This is a genomic window from Blautia sp. AM47-4 (genome assembly GCF_003479865.1).
GTDB lineage: Bacteria > Bacillota > Clostridia > Lachnospirales > Lachnospiraceae > Fusicatenibacter > Fusicatenibacter saccharivorans.
In genome coordinates this window covers 66,422-84,192 of sequence record NZ_QUHY01000009.1, presented here as the reverse complement: position 1 = coordinate 84,192, position 17,771 = coordinate 66,422, and the positions used below count along the sequence as shown (strand labels likewise).

The 17,771-nt window shown below is 48.2% G+C and carries 22 protein-coding genes and 1 pseudogene; 18 read left to right on the top strand and 5 right to left on the bottom strand.

The features are described 5' to 3' along the window. Positions 1–82: 82 nt before the first annotated feature. The 5 genes from DW965_RS08165 to DW965_RS08145 all read left to right on the top strand — a co-directional run bounded on the left by DW965_RS08165 (position 83) and on the right by DW965_RS08145 (position 3,433). Positions 83–514, top strand: a complete 432-nt coding sequence (locus tag DW965_RS08165) for a prepilin peptidase (protein ID WP_119198251.1) — start codon at positions 83–85, stop codon at positions 512–514. A gap of 2 nt (positions 515–516) precedes the next feature. Continuing rightward, a complete protein-coding gene (locus DW965_RS08160; RefSeq protein ID WP_226906365.1) occupies positions 517–942 on the top strand; it encodes a TadE/TadG family type IV pilus assembly protein in 426 nt (141 codons plus the stop codon). A 16-nt stretch (positions 943–958) separates the two neighbouring features. Next, on the top strand, positions 959–1,936 hold the full coding sequence (locus DW965_RS08155) for a DUF6382 domain-containing protein (protein ID WP_119198250.1): 978 nt from the start codon (positions 959–961) through the stop codon (positions 1,934–1,936). A 119-nt stretch (positions 1,937–2,055) separates the two neighbouring features. Further along, positions 2,056–2,451, top strand: coding sequence for an FHA domain-containing protein (locus tag DW965_RS19110; protein WP_158576393.1), 396 nt, complete (start codon positions 2,056–2,058; stop codon positions 2,449–2,451). Between the two features lie 307 nt (positions 2,452–2,758). After that, positions 2,759–3,433 (top strand): rhomboid family intramembrane serine protease, encoded by a 675-nt coding sequence (locus tag DW965_RS08145; protein WP_199681637.1) that lies wholly within the window; start codon positions 2,759–2,761, stop codon positions 3,431–3,433. On the opposite strand, the gene DW965_RS08140 is transcribed toward DW965_RS08145, so the two are convergent. Then, positions 3,408–4,091: a two-component system sensor histidine kinase NtrB gene (locus DW965_RS08140; RefSeq protein ID WP_055219129.1), complete on the bottom strand. Its 684-nt coding sequence runs from the start codon at positions 4,089–4,091 to the stop codon at positions 3,408–3,410. The genes DW965_RS08145 and DW965_RS08140 overlap by 26 nt on opposite strands. Before the next feature lie 203 nt (positions 4,092–4,294). Between DW965_RS08140 and DW965_RS08135 the strand changes: the two genes are divergently transcribed. Continuing rightward, positions 4,295–4,711: an HIT family protein gene (locus DW965_RS08135; RefSeq protein ID WP_172680766.1), complete on the top strand. Its 417-nt coding sequence runs from the start codon at positions 4,295–4,297 to the stop codon at positions 4,709–4,711. Positions 4,712–4,770: 59 nt separating this feature from the next. Continuing rightward, a complete protein-coding gene (locus tag DW965_RS08130; RefSeq protein ID WP_158568377.1) occupies positions 4,771–5,295 on the top strand; it encodes an RNA polymerase sigma factor in 525 nt (174 codons plus the stop codon). Positions 5,296–5,298: 3 nt separating this feature from the next. Here the strand turns inward: DW965_RS08130 and DW965_RS08125 are convergent, their stop codons facing one another. Beyond that, positions 5,299–6,366, bottom strand: a complete 1,068-nt coding sequence (locus DW965_RS08125; RefSeq protein ID WP_118750016.1) for an undecaprenyldiphospho-muramoylpentapeptide beta-N-acetylglucosaminyltransferase — start codon at positions 6,364–6,366, stop codon at positions 5,299–5,301. 110 nt (positions 6,367–6,476) lie between these two features. On the opposite strand from DW965_RS08125, the gene DW965_RS08120 reads away from it, so the two are divergent. The 4 genes from DW965_RS08120 to DW965_RS08105 all read left to right on the top strand — a co-directional run bounded on the left by DW965_RS08120 (position 6,477) and on the right by DW965_RS08105 (position 10,443). Next, on the top strand, positions 6,477–7,403 hold the full coding sequence (locus tag DW965_RS08120) for a DUF4367 domain-containing protein (protein WP_158582821.1): 927 nt from the start codon (positions 6,477–6,479) through the stop codon (positions 7,401–7,403). Positions 7,404–7,464: 61 nt separating this feature from the next. Continuing rightward, a complete protein-coding gene (locus DW965_RS08115) occupies positions 7,465–7,962 on the top strand; it encodes a DUF6147 family protein (protein WP_119198247.1) in 498 nt (165 codons plus the stop codon). 664 nt (positions 7,963–8,626) lie between these two features. Next, on the top strand, positions 8,627–10,249 hold the full coding sequence (locus DW965_RS08110) for an MBL fold metallo-hydrolase RNA specificity domain-containing protein (protein ID WP_055219142.1): 1,623 nt from the start codon (positions 8,627–8,629) through the stop codon (positions 10,247–10,249). Next, a complete protein-coding gene (locus tag DW965_RS08105; RefSeq protein ID WP_118601521.1) occupies positions 10,237–10,443 on the top strand; it encodes a hypothetical protein in 207 nt (68 codons plus the stop codon). Before DW965_RS08110 ends, DW965_RS08105 begins: the two co-directional genes overlap by 13 nt. Here DW965_RS08105 and DW965_RS08100 read toward each other — a convergent pair. Then, entirely contained in the window at positions 10,434–10,676 is a 243-nt protein-coding gene (locus tag DW965_RS08100; protein WP_022461364.1) for a TIGR03905 family TSCPD domain-containing protein, read from the bottom strand. The two genes, DW965_RS08105 and DW965_RS08100, sit on opposite strands and share 10 nt — an antisense overlap. Before the next feature lie 304 nt (positions 10,677–10,980). Here DW965_RS08100 and DW965_RS08095 point away from each other — a divergent pair, with 304 nt between their 5' ends. The 3 genes from DW965_RS08095 to DW965_RS08085 all read left to right on the top strand — a co-directional run bounded on the left by DW965_RS08095 (position 10,981) and on the right by DW965_RS08085 (position 14,091). Beyond that, on the top strand, positions 10,981–11,679 hold the full coding sequence (locus tag DW965_RS08095) for a 5'-methylthioadenosine/adenosylhomocysteine nucleosidase (protein WP_119198246.1): 699 nt from the start codon (positions 10,981–10,983) through the stop codon (positions 11,677–11,679). 494 nt (positions 11,680–12,173) lie between these two features. Then, positions 12,174–12,959, top strand: a complete 786-nt coding sequence (locus DW965_RS08090; RefSeq protein ID WP_119198245.1) for a hypothetical protein — start codon at positions 12,174–12,176, stop codon at positions 12,957–12,959. A gap of 175 nt (positions 12,960–13,134) precedes the next feature. After that, entirely contained in the window at positions 13,135–14,091 is a 957-nt protein-coding gene (locus tag DW965_RS08085) for a D-2-hydroxyacid dehydrogenase (protein WP_119198244.1), read from the top strand. A gap of 146 nt (positions 14,092–14,237) precedes the next feature. Here the strand turns inward: DW965_RS08085 and DW965_RS08080 are convergent, their stop codons facing one another. Together DW965_RS08080 and DW965_RS08075 are read right to left on the bottom strand one after the other, a co-directional pair. Further along, entirely contained in the window at positions 14,238–14,501 is a 264-nt protein-coding gene (locus DW965_RS08080; RefSeq protein ID WP_119198243.1) for a hypothetical protein, read from the bottom strand. Positions 14,502–14,555: 54 nt separating this feature from the next. Next, positions 14,556–15,431, bottom strand: a complete 876-nt coding sequence (locus DW965_RS08075) for an AraC family transcriptional regulator (protein WP_055265553.1) — start codon at positions 15,429–15,431, stop codon at positions 14,556–14,558. 204 nt (positions 15,432–15,635) lie between these two features. Between DW965_RS08075 and DW965_RS08070 the strand changes: the two genes are divergently transcribed. The 4 genes and pseudogenes from DW965_RS08070 to DW965_RS08055 all read left to right on the top strand — a co-directional run bounded on the left by DW965_RS08070 (position 15,636) and on the right by DW965_RS08055 (position 17,683). Further along, positions 15,636–16,274, top strand: coding sequence for a bifunctional 4-hydroxy-2-oxoglutarate aldolase/2-dehydro-3-deoxy-phosphogluconate aldolase (locus tag DW965_RS08070; RefSeq protein ID WP_055265555.1), 639 nt, complete (start codon positions 15,636–15,638; stop codon positions 16,272–16,274). 30 nt (positions 16,275–16,304) lie between these two features. Then, a pseudogene (locus tag DW965_RS08065) lies at positions 16,305–16,712 on the top strand (glycoside hydrolase family 3 N-terminal domain-containing protein); the annotation flags it as partial. A gap of 81 nt (positions 16,713–16,793) precedes the next feature. Next, entirely contained in the window at positions 16,794–17,051 is a 258-nt protein-coding gene (locus DW965_RS08060) for a hypothetical protein (RefSeq protein ID WP_022461406.1), read from the top strand. Positions 17,052–17,077: 26 nt separating this feature from the next. Then, the gene (locus tag DW965_RS08055; protein WP_055219153.1) at positions 17,078–17,683 is read left to right on the top strand and encodes an NUDIX hydrolase; all 606 of its coding nucleotides are present in this window, start codon (positions 17,078–17,080) and stop codon (positions 17,681–17,683) included. Positions 17,684–17,771 lie beyond the last annotated feature (88 nt).

Below are 17,771 nucleotides of genomic sequence, written 5' to 3'. Positions count from 1 at the left end.
GAGCAGGTGTATTCTTTCCGGGTGAGACCGGAAAGAAGGACGGTAAACAGAAACTCGGGTTTGCGGAAAGGAGGCCGCGGCTGTGTATCAGGAAGAAGTAAAGAGTGCAATTATATTGCTGTATCTGGGGATTCTTGCCGGAATGGATGTGAGGAAACGGCAGATCAGCCTTGTCCTGACCGGTGTTTTATTCCTTACAGGCATTGGATGGCAGATTCTGGTGGAACAGACATCGTGGCTGGAATGGCTGCTGTCCCTGCTGCCGGGAGCAGGATTTCTGACGCTCAGTTATATATCACGGGAACAGGTGGGATACGGGGACGGCCTTCTGCTTCTGACGGTTGGAATCTGGCTGGGATTTGGGCAGACGTTCGGCGTTCTGACGCTGGGACTCATTCTCTGTTCGGTACTCTGCGGAGTCCTTCTGATGCGGAAGAAAATACGGAAACAGGATTCCATACCGCTGGTGCCGTTTCTGCTGCTTGGATTTGTGGGGAGGTGCGGAATGCTTTGAAAGTGAAAATGAGAAAAGCAAGTATTACGGTAGAGGCAGTTCTGGTCGTGCCGCTTGTTCTGATGGTGATTTTTCTTCTGCTGTCGCTGACCTTTTTTGTACACGCACGGAGCTGGTATACATTTGCGGCATATGAAAGCACAATGCTTGCCGCCAGTGAAGGCCGTCTGTCTGTGGAAAAAGGAGAGGCAGCCGCCCAAAGCCGGATGGAATGGTGGATTTCCCAGATACCGCTTCCGGCTGAACCGGTGACTGTACAGACGGAATGCAGAGAAAAAGAGATTCAGATAAAAGCAGAAGGAAACATTCTGCCAATCTGGAGCCGGAACGCGTGGGAATATTCGGTTTTGAGTGAAAGCAGGAGAAACAATCCGGTGAAAACGATCCGGAAGATACGGGCAGTAAAACAGATCTGGAACCAGAAGTAAGGACGGAAGCGGAGAAATGCAGATTGATTATAAAAGAGATTTGAATCATACATATGTTATTTTACAGGAGGAAAAAGAGCCGGACACGGCGTCGTATCAGATCCGTATGCTGCTGACAAACACAATCCCAGGGCTTTTGGACTGCAAAATCGGGAAAATGGATGATAAAACATTGTTTTACTATGAGGTGACATCAAAGCAGTCGCTTCAGAGTGTGTTTGAACAGCGCTCGATTGGGGCGGAGGCGCTGCGGAAACTGTTTGAACAGCTGCTGGATCTTCTCGAAGAACTGGGGCAGTACCTGCTTGCACCGGACGGTCTCGTTCTGCAGCCGGAGCTGGTTTTTGCAGATGCAAATCTGGAGAACTTTTCCTTCTGTTATCTGCCGGGAAAGCAGGGACACACAGGCTGTTTTCAGAAGCAGATCCGGGAGCTGATGGAATATCTGCTGCCGAAGCTGGATCACCAGGAGCAGGATGCGGTGGTACTCGGGTATGGACTGTATCGGGAGATTTCGGCGGAGATCTTTTCGGTTGAGATGATTCAGGCACTCTTATATCAGACAGGGAAAGAGAAGAAAGAAACGACGGAGCAGGAGGGAAAAGAGCGTCCTAGGGAAGAAAATCCGCCTGTACAGATGGAGGAAACACTTTGGGGAGAACAAGAAGCGGAAGCGGCGGAAAATTTTTTTGTGGAAGCGGAGGAAGAAAAGGATGAAGGACGCTGGAAAAATATTGTGGAAGCAGTGATCTGCATCGGATTTCTGGGAGGTGTGCTGGCACTGCGGTGGACACAGGCCGAAACTGTTTGGTATCTGGTGCTGGGAGGAGCGGCGGCTGTTGTAGGAATTGTAAGTCTGGCATTGGAACTTGCCAGCCGATGGAAAAGCGGCAGTCGGGAACAGAAACAGGAAGCTATGGGAAGGCCGCAGGAATCCGGAAACAAGGAGAAACAGGAGATGTATTTTCGGAATATCAGAATCGGAAGGGCTTAAAACAGAAAGATGGAACATGGAATCCGAAAAGCGATACAGAACAGCAGGGATGGAAAAGGGATTCCTCAGTCGAAAAAGAGAAAACATGGGAAAAGAATGAAGAACAGGAAAACAGAAAGATGCACAGCCTGATGGAATTGGAGGGGCATGAAGAGGATCTGTTTGGAAAAACGGAACTGCTGACCAGCCCGGAGGATGAGGGAAGGGCATATCTGATTCCGATAGATCCGATTGATCTTCCGCTGATTCCGATTGAACGCGGAAGCACATTGATTGGAAAACTGTCAGCGGCGGCAGATGTAATTCTGCCATACCGTACGGTAAGCCGCCTTCACGCAAAGCTGGTCAGTACAGAAGAGGGAGATTATCTGCTGGATCTGAATTCGCGGAACGGAACAACGGTGAATGGCGTTCCATTGATGGGCGAGACAAAAAAGAAGCTGGAGGATGGAGACGATATCTCATTTGCCGGGAAGAAATACCGGTATAAGGCGGGAGAGAAAAACAGAAATTAGAGAAAAATGACGCATTACACTTTTTCGATTTGGAGAAAGCGCTGGATGCGTTATTTTTAATATGGCAGAATGATCAAAGAAAAAAGTTATGCGAATGAAACAAAAATATTATAGAAAAGAAAATTATGCATAAAATTAAAAAAAGAAATAATGTAAAAAATAATGTCATAAAACGTCGAAAGCCGTCGTGAAGCGTCAATAATTGTCGAAAAACGTTTATCAAAAAAGAAAAAAATTTGACGATTTCTTGCATTTACAAGTGAATTAAATTATAATAAAAAAATAGCACAGATAAGGAAATGATGTAATGGAAGAACAAAGGAAAAACAGTTACGATCCGAACGAAGATATCGTGGACCGTATGTGGAAGAGGTCAAAAAACAGCATCAATCTGGTCATCGTCGTATGCAATATTCTGGTATTCCTTGCAGTCACACTGACCGGAGGGACAGAGAGCTCCAGACATATGATGGACTGCGGTGCGGCGTATGCGCCGCTGATTGAGAGCGGAGAATACTATCGCCTGTTTACGAGTATGTTTCTTCACTTTGGCATCCAGCATCTGATCAACAACATGCTGCTTCTTTTGTTCCTTGGGGATTACCTGGAACGCGCAGTTGGAAAGATCCGTTATCTGGTCATCTATCTGGGTGGCGGACTTGTCGGAAATCTGTGCTCGTATCTGCATGAACTGTTCCTGATGAAAACAGGGGAAGCACCGGCAGTTTCCGCCGGCGCTTCGGGAGCGATTTTTTCTGCAGTCGGAGCGATGCTTGTTCTTCTGGCATTTCGGAAAGGAAGGCTGGAGGATCTCACCTTCCGGCGGATGGCCGTCATGGCTGTCCTTTCGCTGCTGGTCGGATTCCAGTCTTCAAATGTGGACAACTTCGCACACATCGGCGGTTTTCTGGCAGGTGCAGTCCTGATGGCGGTTCTCTATCCGGGAATGGCAAGGATCAGGAAAAGGGGAAAACGACCGTAAAGGTGCTTCCTTCCCCGGGAACGGAAGAAACGGAAATCGTGCCGTCGTGTGCGGTTACAATTTCCTTGCAGATGGCAAGTCCAAGGCCGGTTCCGTTTTTCTTATGTGTGACAAAAAGGTCAAAGAGAGTCGGCAGATCCTCGGCGGGGATTCCGCAGCCAGTGTCCTGCACACGGATGGTCAGAAAGTCACCGTCGAAACAGAGAGAGATTTTGATCGTTCCGCCGGAAGGCATTGCTTCCGCCGCATTTCGGATCAGGTTCAGAAAAAGCTGACGAAATTGCGTGGTATCAAGGGCAAAGCGCGGAATGGCAGATTCCTTGACAAGTTCAATGGAAACCTGTTGTTTTTCGAGGAGAACGCCGGTATCGGCACAGAGATTCTGGAGCAGAAGATAAGGATTCACGTAAGCGCGTACCGCCCGATATGAATGATTATAGCAGGAGAGCTCATCGAGCAGGGAGTTCAGAAAAGCCATATTTTCCTGGATTTTCTGAAAATAGAGATCGTTGGAAAGCTCCGGATGCGCTAAAAGAAGAAGCTGATGAAAGCTGTGGATAACCGCAACAGGATTTCGAACCTCATGTGAAATCCGGGAAATCATAGCGTGACATTCTTCCGATAAGCCCTGTGAATTGGTTGTTGGTTCTTTTGACATAGCCGTATCCTCCTTATGATGCGTAGGTAATGATTTTTGATTAGGCAAAAGTTTAGCATTGAAAAGGGGGAGCGCGCAACAAAAAGCGTTCTGCATTATTTGACATTTTTCGACAAATAGTGAGAAAATAGAGTTGTTCGGAACCGTGCAGAACGGGATTCGGAACAACAGAAGAATTAAAAAAAGTAAAGGAGAAAAAGATCATGGATTGTATTTTTTGTAAATTAGCAAACGGAGAAATTCCAACCGCGACATTGTATGAGGACGATGAGTTCCGTGTCATTCTGGATCAGGGACCGGCAACGAAAGGACATGCGCTGATTCTTCCAAAACAGCATTTTGCAAACATTTATGAAATTCCGGATGAAACCGCAGCGAAAGCAATGATTCTCGGCAAAAAAATGGCGACGGCCATGACGAAAGCGCTTCATTCTGATGGCTTCAATCTGGTACAGAACAATGGTGAGGCAGCAGGACAGACGGTATTCCACTTCCATATGCATCTGATTCCAAGATATGAAGGTGACAATGCCGGTATTGCTGCATGGAAGCAGGGAACTCTCGAGGATGCGGTAAAAGAGCAGATCATTGAGAGCGTGACGGCAGAGCTGAAGGCCTGAGAAAAGGCTGGCAGCAGCCAGAAAAAGAATCAATGACAGACGAACAGGGGCGGAGAACAATGGACAAAAATAACTTTTCAGAAATATATAAAAAGTATGTAATGACAGCCTATTCAGCCGCAATGCAGGTGGTGCACAATGAAGCCGATGCGGATGATATCGCACAGGAAACGATGGTGAAACTGTACCTGAATATTGATGCGCTGGATGAAGACAGAGTAGAAGGCTGGGTCCGTGTCGCTGCAAAGAATCTGGGAATTGATTATCAAAGAAAAACACAACGTTTTGACTGGAACGAACTGGATGAGGATCTTCGGGCGGAAGAGATGGAACTTCCGACGCTTGCAGAGGAAGAAAAGCAGGAGAGAAATCATTTTTTTCAGGAAGTGATGGATGCACTGAAAGATCATGATGAATCGGGTTATTATATTACGCGTGAAATCAAGGTGCATGAGCGTTCGGAAAAGGAAGTAGCATCCGAAATGGGTATCACCATCGGAAATCTGCGGGTGAAAATGACTCGGACGAAAAAATGGCTTTGCCAGCACTTTGCTGACAAAGCCAGAGAAAGGGGATTTCTGTAGTTACTATTTGCGTTCGCATTCCTGGATCAGGGAAAGGATGCGGCCGATGGAATCGGTGTGGCCGCTCTTCTTCATCGCATTGATGTAGGTCTGACGGTTTTCGTAAACCTCACGGATTGCGGACTGAAGAGTCTGCGCATTCACGGATTCTTCTTCCAGAACTTTACTGTAACCCTGACGCTCAAAGGAACGCGCATTTAAAATCTGGTCTCCGCGGCTGGCATTGGCAGAAAGCGGAATCAGAATGTTTGGTTTTGCCAGAGCACTGATTTCGCAGATCGCATTTGCGCCGGCGCGGGAGATGATCAGATCTGCTGCGGCGAAGAGATCCGGGAGCTCATCTTTGATGTACTCGAACTGAACGTAACCTTCGGTACCATTTAAGGATGCATCCAGTTTATCTTTACCGCAGAGATGAATCACCTGGAAATCTTTCAGAAGTTCTGGTAAAATAGAACGGACCGCATGATTGACAGCGACGGAACCGAGGCTTCCTCCGATGACGAGAATAACCGGTTTTGCGGCATTGAATCCGCAGAACTTCAGGCCTTCCCGTGCATCGCCGGACAGCAGTTCCTGGCGGATTGGCGTTCCGGTCAGAACGGCTTTGTTTTCCGGGAGACATTTAACGGTTTCCGGGAAATTACAGCAGACCTTTGCAGCGGACGGAATACACAGCTTATTTGCCAGGCCAGGCGTCATATCCGATTCATGGATGAGCGCCGGGACTTTACATGCTTTGGCGGCAAGGACAACCGGTACCGAAACGAAGCCGCCTTTGGAGAAGACAACGTTTGGTTTCAGCTTTTTGAGCAGTTTTTTTGCTTCAAAGTAGCCTTTTACGACGCGGAATGGATCGGAAAAGTTTTTCGGATCGAAGTAGCGGCGCAGCTTTCCGGATGAAATTCCGTAATACGGAATGCCGAGATCTTCGATCAGCTTGCGCTCCATACCGTCGTAGGAACCGATATAAGAGATTTTATAACCTGCTTCCTTTAATTTTGGAATCAGGGCAATATTCGGGGTAACATGGCCGGCGGTACCTCCGCCTGTCAGAACAATATGCTTCATGAGAATTCCTCCCTGGAATTTGATAATATCATTTGGCTTTTATTATCCCCTCAAGAAGAAAAAAAGTCAAGAGCGGTTACAACATGGAAAATGCCGAGGAACGGAAGAAGATGAAAAAGATAGAAAAAGAAGAACAGCTGAAAAAGAAACTGGAGCAGACGATGGAAGAAAAAATGGCTGCGGATTCGAAAACGGTGGAAGGGGAATCGGCAGTTGTAAAGGCAGAGGAAGGAAACACAGCAACAGAACAGGAGGCTGCGCCTGCGCTTTCAGAGGAAGAACTGAACGCAATGTACGAGCGCTTCCAGCAGCGACTCCAGAAGGAAGGACTCGCGGACGCGGAAGGCAACCCGACAGAAAAAACACTGGAGATCCGCCGCCAGATCGTGGAGAAAAAGGCAGAACGCGAGAAGCAGGCGGAGAGACAGAAGAAGATTGCGAAGAGAGCGAAAACAACAAAACACTGGGTACGGACGGCAAAGGCGGCTGGTGTTGTGTTGGTTGTGGGGGCGTGCATCTTTGGGGCTAGTATGACGAGTGAGGCGAATCGGATTCGGTTGGTGGAGACGATTAGTGGGGTTCGGAATACGGGAGACACTACATGGGTAGATAATGGAGAGGAAAGAAAATATACAGAAGGCAGTTTAGATGAAGCCCAAAAGGAAATACGGGATACTATACATATAGCGGTTCCGGAGTTTTATTATGTCCCGAAAGGGATGCAATATGACAATGTGATTGTCTCAGAAGTAACACAAATGGCGATTATTAGATATCAGTATAATAATCATTTTGTATATTTTCATTTGGCAGCAAATGAAAAAGACTTATCACAAGGAAGTTGGAAGGATAGAAAACAGATAAAAGTCGAAACATTAGACGAAGAAATTGATGTTGAGATGGGGAACTTGTTAGAAAATAATGAGGAATGCTATTATGCAGCATGGAAGTACAAAGATGCATATTATCAGATAGGTGGGAATATTGAGAAAGAGGAAATAATAAAAATATTAAATGAAATGCAGTATAATATGTAATTTCTTTAAAGTATGTACGTATATATAATGTGAGTGGTGAAAACGAGAGAAAGAGGGGTATATGAAAAAGTATATTAGTCTTAAAAATATGTTTTTTTGTTTCATGATGATTTTTGTAATGGCGTTTAATACAGTAAATGTACAAGCAGGAGCATTAGATTATTTGGGTAATACGATAGACGGGTCTGTATTAACAAATGAAAATGAAGCAGTAGGAACATATAAAAGCGTTGCTAGAAGTAAATATTTGTTAGAAGGGTTTGTAAGAATTACCAATAATGGAAATGGATATATTGGAATATTTGGCGGAACAGAATGTAATGTTACTTGCAATACCGTAAAGTTGAATATTTACCTGGAACGTTCGAGTGGACCAGAAGACTTTTATAGCTATAAAAAGTGGGAAAATGTGGATTATAATACTGCATCTTTATACATGAGTAAGGAATTGAAAGTAGAAAAAGGTTACTACTATCGTTTAAGAGGATATCATTCATGTACTAAGAGTGGTGTTACTGAAAATGGTGGAAGTTCAACTAACGGTATCTATATTGGCTAATCCAAACGTAAAATCAATTAGTATTAAAATTATTTAAAGCGAGCGAACGTATTGTTATTTATATAGGCACAGGAGAGGTGACGAAAACGAACGGGAATGATTTTTAATCCGGCAGTTCACAAGCTCCTTTCATCCCCTTTCGGGGCCAGTCCCCTATAGAAACCTTATAACAATGAATATATTAAGACGAAAACGCAGATCTTTCAGGATTTTCAACGCGTCGAAATTCCTTTTTCCAACCACAACACAGATCTGAGTCATCATGTGTTACTATGTTCAGCGTGTGAGTGATCATACGGAACATCGGCTGGCCCCGATAAGTGAGGCATCGGTATTACTGCAGGAATACCGGTGCCTCTTTTCTATGCACTTCCGGCGGCCGATGCCCATAATTGAACAAAAATATCAAGATTGTTGTGCAATCTGCCTTAAAATTCCGTTGGAATCTGCCAGATATTATGCTATAATAATCAAAAAAGAGAGAATAAGCATAAAATACAAAAGGAATTTCAGATTATTTTCGCGGACAACGCGTCAAAGACCATGCTGGCATGGGAACTTGACGACTGCTGGCCGCGATAACGGGCCAAACGTATAACGCGTGATTTGACCCGCAGTGACAACATTTTGTCCCCGAACAAAACGGGAGAACAGGAGGCATCTTATGCGTCTTACATTTCTTGGAGCAACACATGAAGTGACGGGCAGTTGTTATTATCTGGAGGCTGCCGGGAAGAAGTTTTTAGTGGACTGCGGTATGGAGCAGGGACCGAATATTTATGAAAACAAGCCGATTCCGGTCCCGGCATCCCAGCTGGATTTTGTATTGATCACGCACGCGCACATCGATCACACCGGAAATCTGCCGCTGCTGTATGCACACGGCTTCCGCGGTCCAATCTATATGACCCCGGCGACGGTAGCGCTTTCGGACATCATGCTCCGCGATAGCGCACACATTCAGCTCGCCGAGGCCGAGTGGCGGAACCGCAAAAACCGCCGGGCGGGAAAAGAAGATTACGTTACGCCATATACGATGGAGGACGCCCTCGGCGTGATCCGCTTACTGGAGGGCATTCCGTATCATCAGCGTGTGACACTATCGGACGGCATTCAGATCCGTTTCCTCGATGCCGGTCATCTGCTCGGCTCCGCATCCATTGAGCTGTGGCTGACAGAGGACGGTGTGACGAAAAAACTGCTCTTCTCCGGCGATATTGGAAATATCCATCAGCCGCTGATCAACGACCCGGAGTACCCAGAGAGCGCTGATTACGTGATTATGGAATCCACCTACGGTGACCGGAGCCACGGTCCGAAACCGGATTATGTACCGGAGCTGGCAAAAATCATTCAGGAAACGCTCGACCGCGGCGGCAACCTCGTGATCCCGTCGTTTGCTGTTGGAAGAACGCAGGAGATGCTGTACTTTATTCGTGAAATTAAGGCAGAGCATCTGGTTCACGGCCACGGCGAATTCCCGGTTTACGTGGACAGTCCGCTTGCCGTTGAGGCAACCAATATTTTCCGCGATCATCAGAAAGAGTGCTACGATTCCGATGCAGCTGCGCTCCTTGCGCAGGGCATTAATCCGATTCTGTTTCCGGGCTTAAAGCTCTCGATTACATCCGATGAGTCGAAAGCCATCAACTTCAACGAAACCCCGAAGGTCATCATATCCGCGAGCGGCATGTGCGATGCAGGACGAATCAAGCATCATCTGAAACACAACCTCTGGCGGCAGGAGAGTACGGTTCTCTTCGTCGGCTATCAGGCCGTCGGCACGCTGGGACGGGCGCTGATCGGAGGCGCGAAGGAGGTGAAACTGTTCCAGGAAGAGGTTCATGTGAACGCGCACATCATCCAGTTCCCGGGCATGAGCGGCCACGCAGATCAGGAAGGACTGCTCAAATGGGCGGGCAGTCTGCGGGCAAAACCGGACCGCGTTTTCGTAACGCACGGCGAAGATAAAGTGACGGAAATTTTTGCAGAAAAACTGTGGGACGAATTCCGCTACCCGGCGATGGCTCCGTTCTCCGGCACGGTATTTGACCTGAAAGAAAATGAATTCATCGAAAAAACCGTTGGCATTCCGATCCAGAAGGAAACAACGGCAAACGCTGGAACACTGCGCACGAGAAGCAGCGGAAATGCCGTCTTCGATCGTCTCGTTGCGGCTGGTCAGCGGCTGCTCACCGTCATTACAAGAAACAAAGGCGGTGCTAACAAAGACCTTTCGAAATTTGCCGATCAGATCAACAGTCTCTGCGACAAATGGGACAGATAAAGCAGTCCGGTGGCTGGAAGAAAGACTGTGCTATTAATATAGAAGAAAAACCGGAAGAAAGCAGGCGGCAGGGAAGCTGTGCTGCATCAGAAAAGAAAAAACAGAAGTGGATAAATTACAAACTCCCCGGGGTGAGCATTCCCCGGGGAGTTATTATAATAAAAAAGAGCAAGCGTAAAAAAAGTTATTTCTGAATAGCCTGTTCCAGTGCTTTTGCAAGCTGGTCTGGACATGATGTTCCGCGTCCGTTGCAGTCGATGCCTTTCATGCGGGAGATGGCTTCGTTTACGTCCATGCCCTCAACGAGTCTTGCAACACCCTGTGTGTTTCCGTTGCATCCGCCTACGAACTGCACGTTGTGTACTTTACCGTCTTCTACCTCAAACAGAATTTTTCTGGAACAGGTACCTTTTGTTGTATATTCCATCGATAGGATCCTCCTTTGTGAATAAAAAATTAGAACATTATCGTGAACTTCAGCCACGATAATTCTTCGGTTCCTGCTATTATATCATAGATTACGAAAACAGCAAAGAAAAAAGATACCACAGATCCCAAATTTATTGTATACTGTAACAGGAATTACAAAGAAACCAGAAGGAAAAGAAAATGGACTCCCGGAGTTTTCCGTTCTTACTTTAGCGGCTGACCGCTGACAAAAATGATTTCATAAAAGCAAGAACAGAAAGAATCGGGGAGTACATGTAAAGTTATTGGAGGATATCATAAACATGAAGTTAATCGGAATTATCGGTGCAATGGAAGTTGAAGTTGCAAGCTTAAAGGAAATGATGACGGATGTTACAATCAGCACGAAGGCATCCATGGAGTTCAACCACGGTTACCTGAACGGAAAAGAAGTGGTTGTTGTGCGCAGCGGAATCGGCAAAGTAAACGCCGGTATCTGCACCCAGATTCTTGTAGATGATTACGGCGTGGACTGTGTCATCAACACCGGAATTGCAGGCTCCCTGCGGAATGAAATTAACATCGGCGATATCGTCATTTCGACCGATGCTGTTCAGCACGACATGGATGTGCGCATCTTCGGATACCCGCTCGGCGAGATTCCGCAGATGGGTGTTTTAAGCTTCCCGGCAGACGAGCACCTCGCAGAGGTGGCAGAGGAAGTCTGCAAGGAAGTCAATCCGGAAATCCAGGTATTCCGCGGACGCGTGGTCAGCGGTGACCAGTTTATTTCCAGCAAAGAAGTGAAAAACCATCTGATCGAGGAATTCAACGGTTCCTGCGCCGAGATGGAAGGCGCTGCGATTGCGCAGGGCGCTTATCTGAACAAGATTCCATACGTCGTACTCCGCGCCATCTCCGATAAAGCAGACGACAGCGCAACGATGGACTACCCGACCTTTGAGAGCGAGGCAGCCCGCCACTGTGTCAACCTGCTGCAGGAAATGGTAAAACGCCTGTAATCTAAAAAAGCAAGAAGAAAAAATCGACAAACGGACAGGCGAAAACCAGCGAAACCACGCGAACCGGCACGAAAGCAGTCCCCTGAAGGAACGAAAAATAAAAATTCACGCGAAAAAGCACAGAATCACAAAGAATTTGACGAACGTTTTTTGTTTCCAAATTTTTCCGGCAGTGCTATACTGTGGCACATCGGAACAAGAAGATGCTCACTACGGATTGCTCAGCAGTAAAACACTTGCTGTTTTGCTGCGTAAGAAAGTGATTCAGGTGTGAGCAGCCCTCCTTTTGCGAAGCAAAATTTTCAATGAGGGCTGCGAATGTTATAGTTCACAGGTACCTGGGAACTGTAACACGTCTCCACTGCCGATATGTCTGCGGAAGAATCCTGTGCGCGCAAATTCTGCCGCGGCATCCGCCGATGCACCGCAACGGAACGGGAGCACCGGCATATGATCATGACAGGCAAATTCAAAAATCATCAGGGGGAATAAGAATGCTGGAGTTTTGTGTGAAACAAAATGTGTTCTTATACGCAATGATAGCAGCAGGAATCGCCGGTGTGTGGTGCCTGTTCTGGAATAACCGTTTCTACACCCGGGCCATCCGCGATCTCGGAAGGCTGAAGGAACCAAAGTCGAAATGGACCAGGTCGGTGCTGGAAACGTGTCAGAGAAAAGCGCATCCCTTTTCGAATGCCGGGGCGTTTATGCGCAGCCAGATTGCACAGGGCAGGTCAGCGGGAATGGCAGTCCCGACGCTTCTGCGCGGAAGCCAGAATATGATCCTCACGGTTCTGGCGCTGTCGATTCTTTCGCTGTGGGCGATCTACCGATACCGTTATGGAGAGGCGGAGCTGATGCGCTACCTCGGAACGGGCACCGCGCTCGCCGGAGGCCTTGTCTTTTTCCGGCTCTGTCTGGATTTCGGCGGAAAAGAGGAAATTCTGCTGAACGGCTGGACAGACTATCTGGAAAATGAGTTTGCAGCGACGAAACAGAGTGCGGTGCTGGAAACCGTACAGCAGACCGAATGGCAGCCGGTGCAGGCGGAAACCATGGCTCAGGAAGGAACCGGAGCGGCGAAAGCAAAACCGCAGACTGCGGGAAGCGAGTCCGCCAAAGAGAGGAATGAACTGTTCGCAGACCCGGAAAAAGAAGCGAGGATTTCGAAAGTCAGGGAGGGCATCCGCCAGACCGCCGCGGCCGAGAGCAGGTTTGCCGGAATGCTGACGCCCGAGGAAGAGAAGCTGATGAGGGAAATTATCAGCGAATACGTGTAAATACCAGGGGATCAGGCCGGGGAGCATGGCATATCGACATGACCATATTTCCGAATCGGCAGTCCGCAGGTATCTAAGATAAAAATATTTCAGGCAGTGCTGTCTTTCAAAACAGACAGGCGGCACTGCTTTCCCGGATAAAGCAGAATCATCATCTGCAAAAGGAGGAACCAACATGAGACTTGTAATTCTTGAGGCAGAGTCACTGGGAAAGGACATGGATCTGTCCGGCTTTTCCCGTTTTGGAGAAGTGACAGTATATGAAAAAACAACGGAGGAGGAATGCCCGGAGCGTGTGCGGGAGGCGGATATCGTCATCTGCAACAAGGTGCGCATGTGCAGCCGCACCCTGTCCGGCGCGGAGAACCTGAAACTGATCTGCGTCACCGCGACCGGCATCAACAACATCGATCTCGATTATGTGAAGCGCCACAACATCGCCGTGACGAACGTCGCCGGCTATTCCACCGTCAGCGTGGCCCAGCACACCTTTGCGATGTACTTCTATCTGGCAGAAAAACTCCGTTATTACGATGATTACGTAAAAAACGGCAGCTACGCCGCCAGCAGTCTTTTCACCTGCATGGACAGACCGTTCACCGAGCTGGAGGGCAAGACGTGGGGCATCATCGGCCTTGGCGCGATCGGCAGAAAAGTGGCTTCGATTGCACAGGCATTCGGCTGCCGTGTGATCTATTACTCCACCTCCGGTGCACACGACGATCCGGACTACGAGCGGGTCGATCTCTATCGTCTGCTGAAGGATTCTGATGTGGTTTCCATCCACGCCCCGTTAAATGAGGCGACCGAGAACCTGATGAATATCGAAACGTTTGCCAACATGAAGCGGAACGCAATTCTGATCAACGTCGGCCGCGGCTCGATCGTGAATGAGCGTGACCTCTGCTGTGCCCTGCGCGAGGGCCTGATCGCCGGAGCAGCGCTCGATGTACTTTCCAGCGAGCCGATCCGCAGTGACAGTCCGTTGCTGAAAATGGCGGACGCCGACCGCCTGTACATCACGCCGCACATCGCCTGGGCATCGAAGGAAGCCCGCACGCGCCTGATCGGACTGGTGCAGAAAAATATTGCTTCGTACCTGGAAGGCGGCATGGAAAACCGCGTGGTATAAAAGGGATACAAAGCCAGGGACAAAATACATAAAAAGAGCCGGACATCCGACGGAACCGCAGAGGGGACTGTAAGAACAGCCACTCCCAAGTTCCGCCGGATGCCCGGCTTTTGCATTTGCTTTATTGCTGCAAAAACGAGAGAACATTATTCCTCTGTAATCTGAATTTCCAGATAATCAAACTCCAGCGATTCAATAAAATTATCCTGTGTGAACCGCGTTTTCGATCTCCGTTTAAACTCCGAAATATTCGTATCGAGCCAGATCGGCTTCGCCAGATTCCAGGCATCGCAGATTTCATCGAGCGCACGGAAGACCTTGTGCGTTCTGGTATCCTCATCGTCGATGCAGACGGTAAGATCCTGAAGAATATGATGGTTTTCCACTAATTTTCCCCACATCTGAAACATATTAAAAATCCTCCTGAAAAGTACAAAGTAAACAGTGCATTTGGAACGACCGTGTTAATCGCTGGTAACGGTATGCAGTTCTTTAAAATCCTTCGGCGAGATCCCGTACTCTTTTTTAAACGCGCGGTAAAAACTCGAATAGTCGTGAAATCCGAACAGCAGATACACCTTCGTGACCGGTACATCGCCGAGCAGCGCTTCACGGCACCTTGCCAGCCGCTTTTTGGAAATGTACTGGTGGATCGACATGCCGATTTCATCCTTGAAAACGTGTGCAATGTGATATTTGCTCACAAAAAGTTCCGCCGCCAGCCGTTCGAGCGACAGATCCTCGGACAGGTGCTCATCAATATAGAAACAGAGCTGTTCATACAGCGAGAGCTGTGCTTTCCGGGTGAGCGGGTGATGCTGCTCATACACCGTTCGGTTGATCTGCATCAGCAGGTCGCTGACGTAGAGAAAAATCTGCGTCTCTTTTCCAAAATGATCGGACCGCATTTCTTCGATCAGGCGGATGGTGCGGTACTGGATCGTGTTGAACTCGACGGAATCGAGCGGGAACAGATATTTCTGATTTTCGGCAGCGTATTCCATCAGGTAAACGTAGTCGGCGGAACGGGCGCGGAGCTGCTCTGCAAAAGCGGCGCTGACCCAGAACACAAAGCGGCGGTACGGCACAGACAGGTCGTGCATCACCAGATGATGCGGCACGCCGGGCGGAATCAGAAGAAGATCGCCGGGCGTCGGTGTGTAGAGCACTCCGTCGATTTCCAGTGAGATCGCCCCTTCGAGAAAGAGATAGAACTCATAATGCGTATGCGTATGTTCTTTTACGCCGGGCACATCGTCGGTGCTGTAATAGTATAACTCAAACGTATCCGAAATCATGTACTGCCGGGTGGCAAATTTCGTCTGCAGTTTTTCTTTCATAATAAAAGCATCCTTGCAAAAAAATGATATTTTTGAACCATAACAACAATTCCCAGCATATCACAAAACAGCAAGTTTTACAATGTATTCGGCAATCCGCACAATAGAAAAAAACAACTTGTCCGGTTATGATACAAGGGAATAAAATAAAAACAGAATGCAGAATAAATTTCAGATAAAGATCAAAACGGAGGAACAGCTATCATGAATCAGATTCTCGAACAGCTTGGAACATACGGCATTGTGCCGGTTGTCGTTTTACAGGATGCAGCAAAAGCAGAGCCGCTTGCCGAAGCTCTCTGCAAGGGCGGACTTGCCTGCGCCGAGGTGACCTTCCGCACCGATGCGGCAGAAGAATCCATCCGCATTATGAGTGAAAAATTCCCGGAGATGCTGGTGGGAGCCGGAACTGTGCTCACAACCGAGCAGGCGGACCGCGCCGTAAAAGCCGGAGCAAAATTTATCGTCAGCCCGGGTCTCAACCCGGAGGTAGTAAAATGGTGTCAGGCACACGAAGTACCAGTGATCCCGGGCATCGTGACCCCGACTGAGATGGAGCAGGCGATCGGTCTTGGGCTCACCATGGTGAAATTCTTCCCGGCAGAACCGGCAGGCGGACTGAAATACATCCGTGCCATCGCAGCACCGTACACCATGATGAAATTCATGCCGACCGGCGGCATCAACCCGCAGAATGTAAGAGAATACCTGGCATACGACCGCATCGCAGCATGCGGCGGAAGCTGGATGGTAAAAAATACGATGATTGAAAACAACGAATTCGACCGCATCGAAGAGCTGGTGAAAGAGGCGGTTGAGATCGTAAAGGAAAGCCGGACGTGACGACATCCTTCCCTCAGCCGCTGGGCACCGACCGTTGACCTCGAGCGTGATCCGAGATGGGGAAGAAACGAGGAGGGCTACGGCGAGGACCCTGTGCTGACCGGAAAAATGGCCGGCGCTTACATCGAGGGAATGCAGGGCGATGATCCAAAATATCTGCGCTGTGCATCAACCCTGAAACACTTCTATGGAAACAACACCGAGGTCGGCCGCGGCTGGAAGAACTCTTCGATTGACCCGCGGAATAAATATGAGCTGTATCTCGAGCCGTTCCGCAGATGTATTGAGGAGAGCGGTGCAGAGGGCATCATGACGGCGTACAACAGAATCAACGGCACCGTCGGCGGAATGGTCCGGGAAAACATGGAAATCTCGGAATCCGTCATCATGAAACAGGCGGACCAGAAGATGTATGAAAATAAAAAAAGTTCACGGTGAATCGCCGCAATGGATTGTCCCCGCGGGTCTTTTCGTGGTACAATGAAACATAACCGATAAAAAGAAAAACGAGGGCAGAACATGAACGAATTATATGAAATGATTGAAAAGAAAATTAAAGAATCCGGCTATCCGCGGCCGATTTCGGGAAGCGATGTTTACGATGACATCTGCGACCAGATCGAGGGAAAAGAGAACGGTTCCTATGTGGTATTATCGAAATTTGATGATGATGTGATTTTCGAGTACCACATCACGGTGATGGATGATGAATTCAACCTCGGCGTGCTGACGATGCGCACCCCGGAGGGCGTGTTTGAGGCTGATTTTGACCAGTAAAAGAGAAAAGAAAGAGGTTGTTACTTATGCCGAATGTTGAAAAAATCACAAAACAGACGGAAAATCCGTTCGTAAATCTTTACCTGGTGGAAGGAACAAACAAAGTAAACCATCACTTCCGCTATTATGTGGCTTCCCGCGCAAAATCCATCGAGCAGATGAAGATCAAAACAAGAAAAAATACGCCGGACGGCGTGCTGATGTACAGTTTGTACGGGGAAAAGCGCGACAAAATTGTTCTGGTGCGCCAGTACCGCGTTTCTATTGACGACTACATCTATGAATTCCCGGCAGGGCTGGTAGAACCGGGCGAGGAGTTCCACGAGGCCGCCGTGCGCGAGATGCATGAGGAGACTGGTCTTACGTTTCACCCGTTGAAAGTAGATCCCTGCTACGAGAAACCGTTCTTCACCACAATCGGCCTGACCGATGAAGCATGCTCTGCCGTTTACGGCTGGTGCGAGGGCGAGATCAGCCGCAAATACCTCGAAGAGAGCGAAGTGATCGAAGTTGTCCTTGCTGACCGCGAGGAGGCAAAGAGAATCTTAAAGGAAGAAAATGTAGCGATTATGTGTTCTTATCATCTGATGCATTTTATTCATGATGAGGAGCCGTTTGCATTCCTGAAATAAGTGGGGGGAGCCAGAAAAACACAACCCCTGGAAGTTCTTAGCACGAACTGCCAGGGGTTGTGTTTTTCTGACTCCCATTTACGTTGTG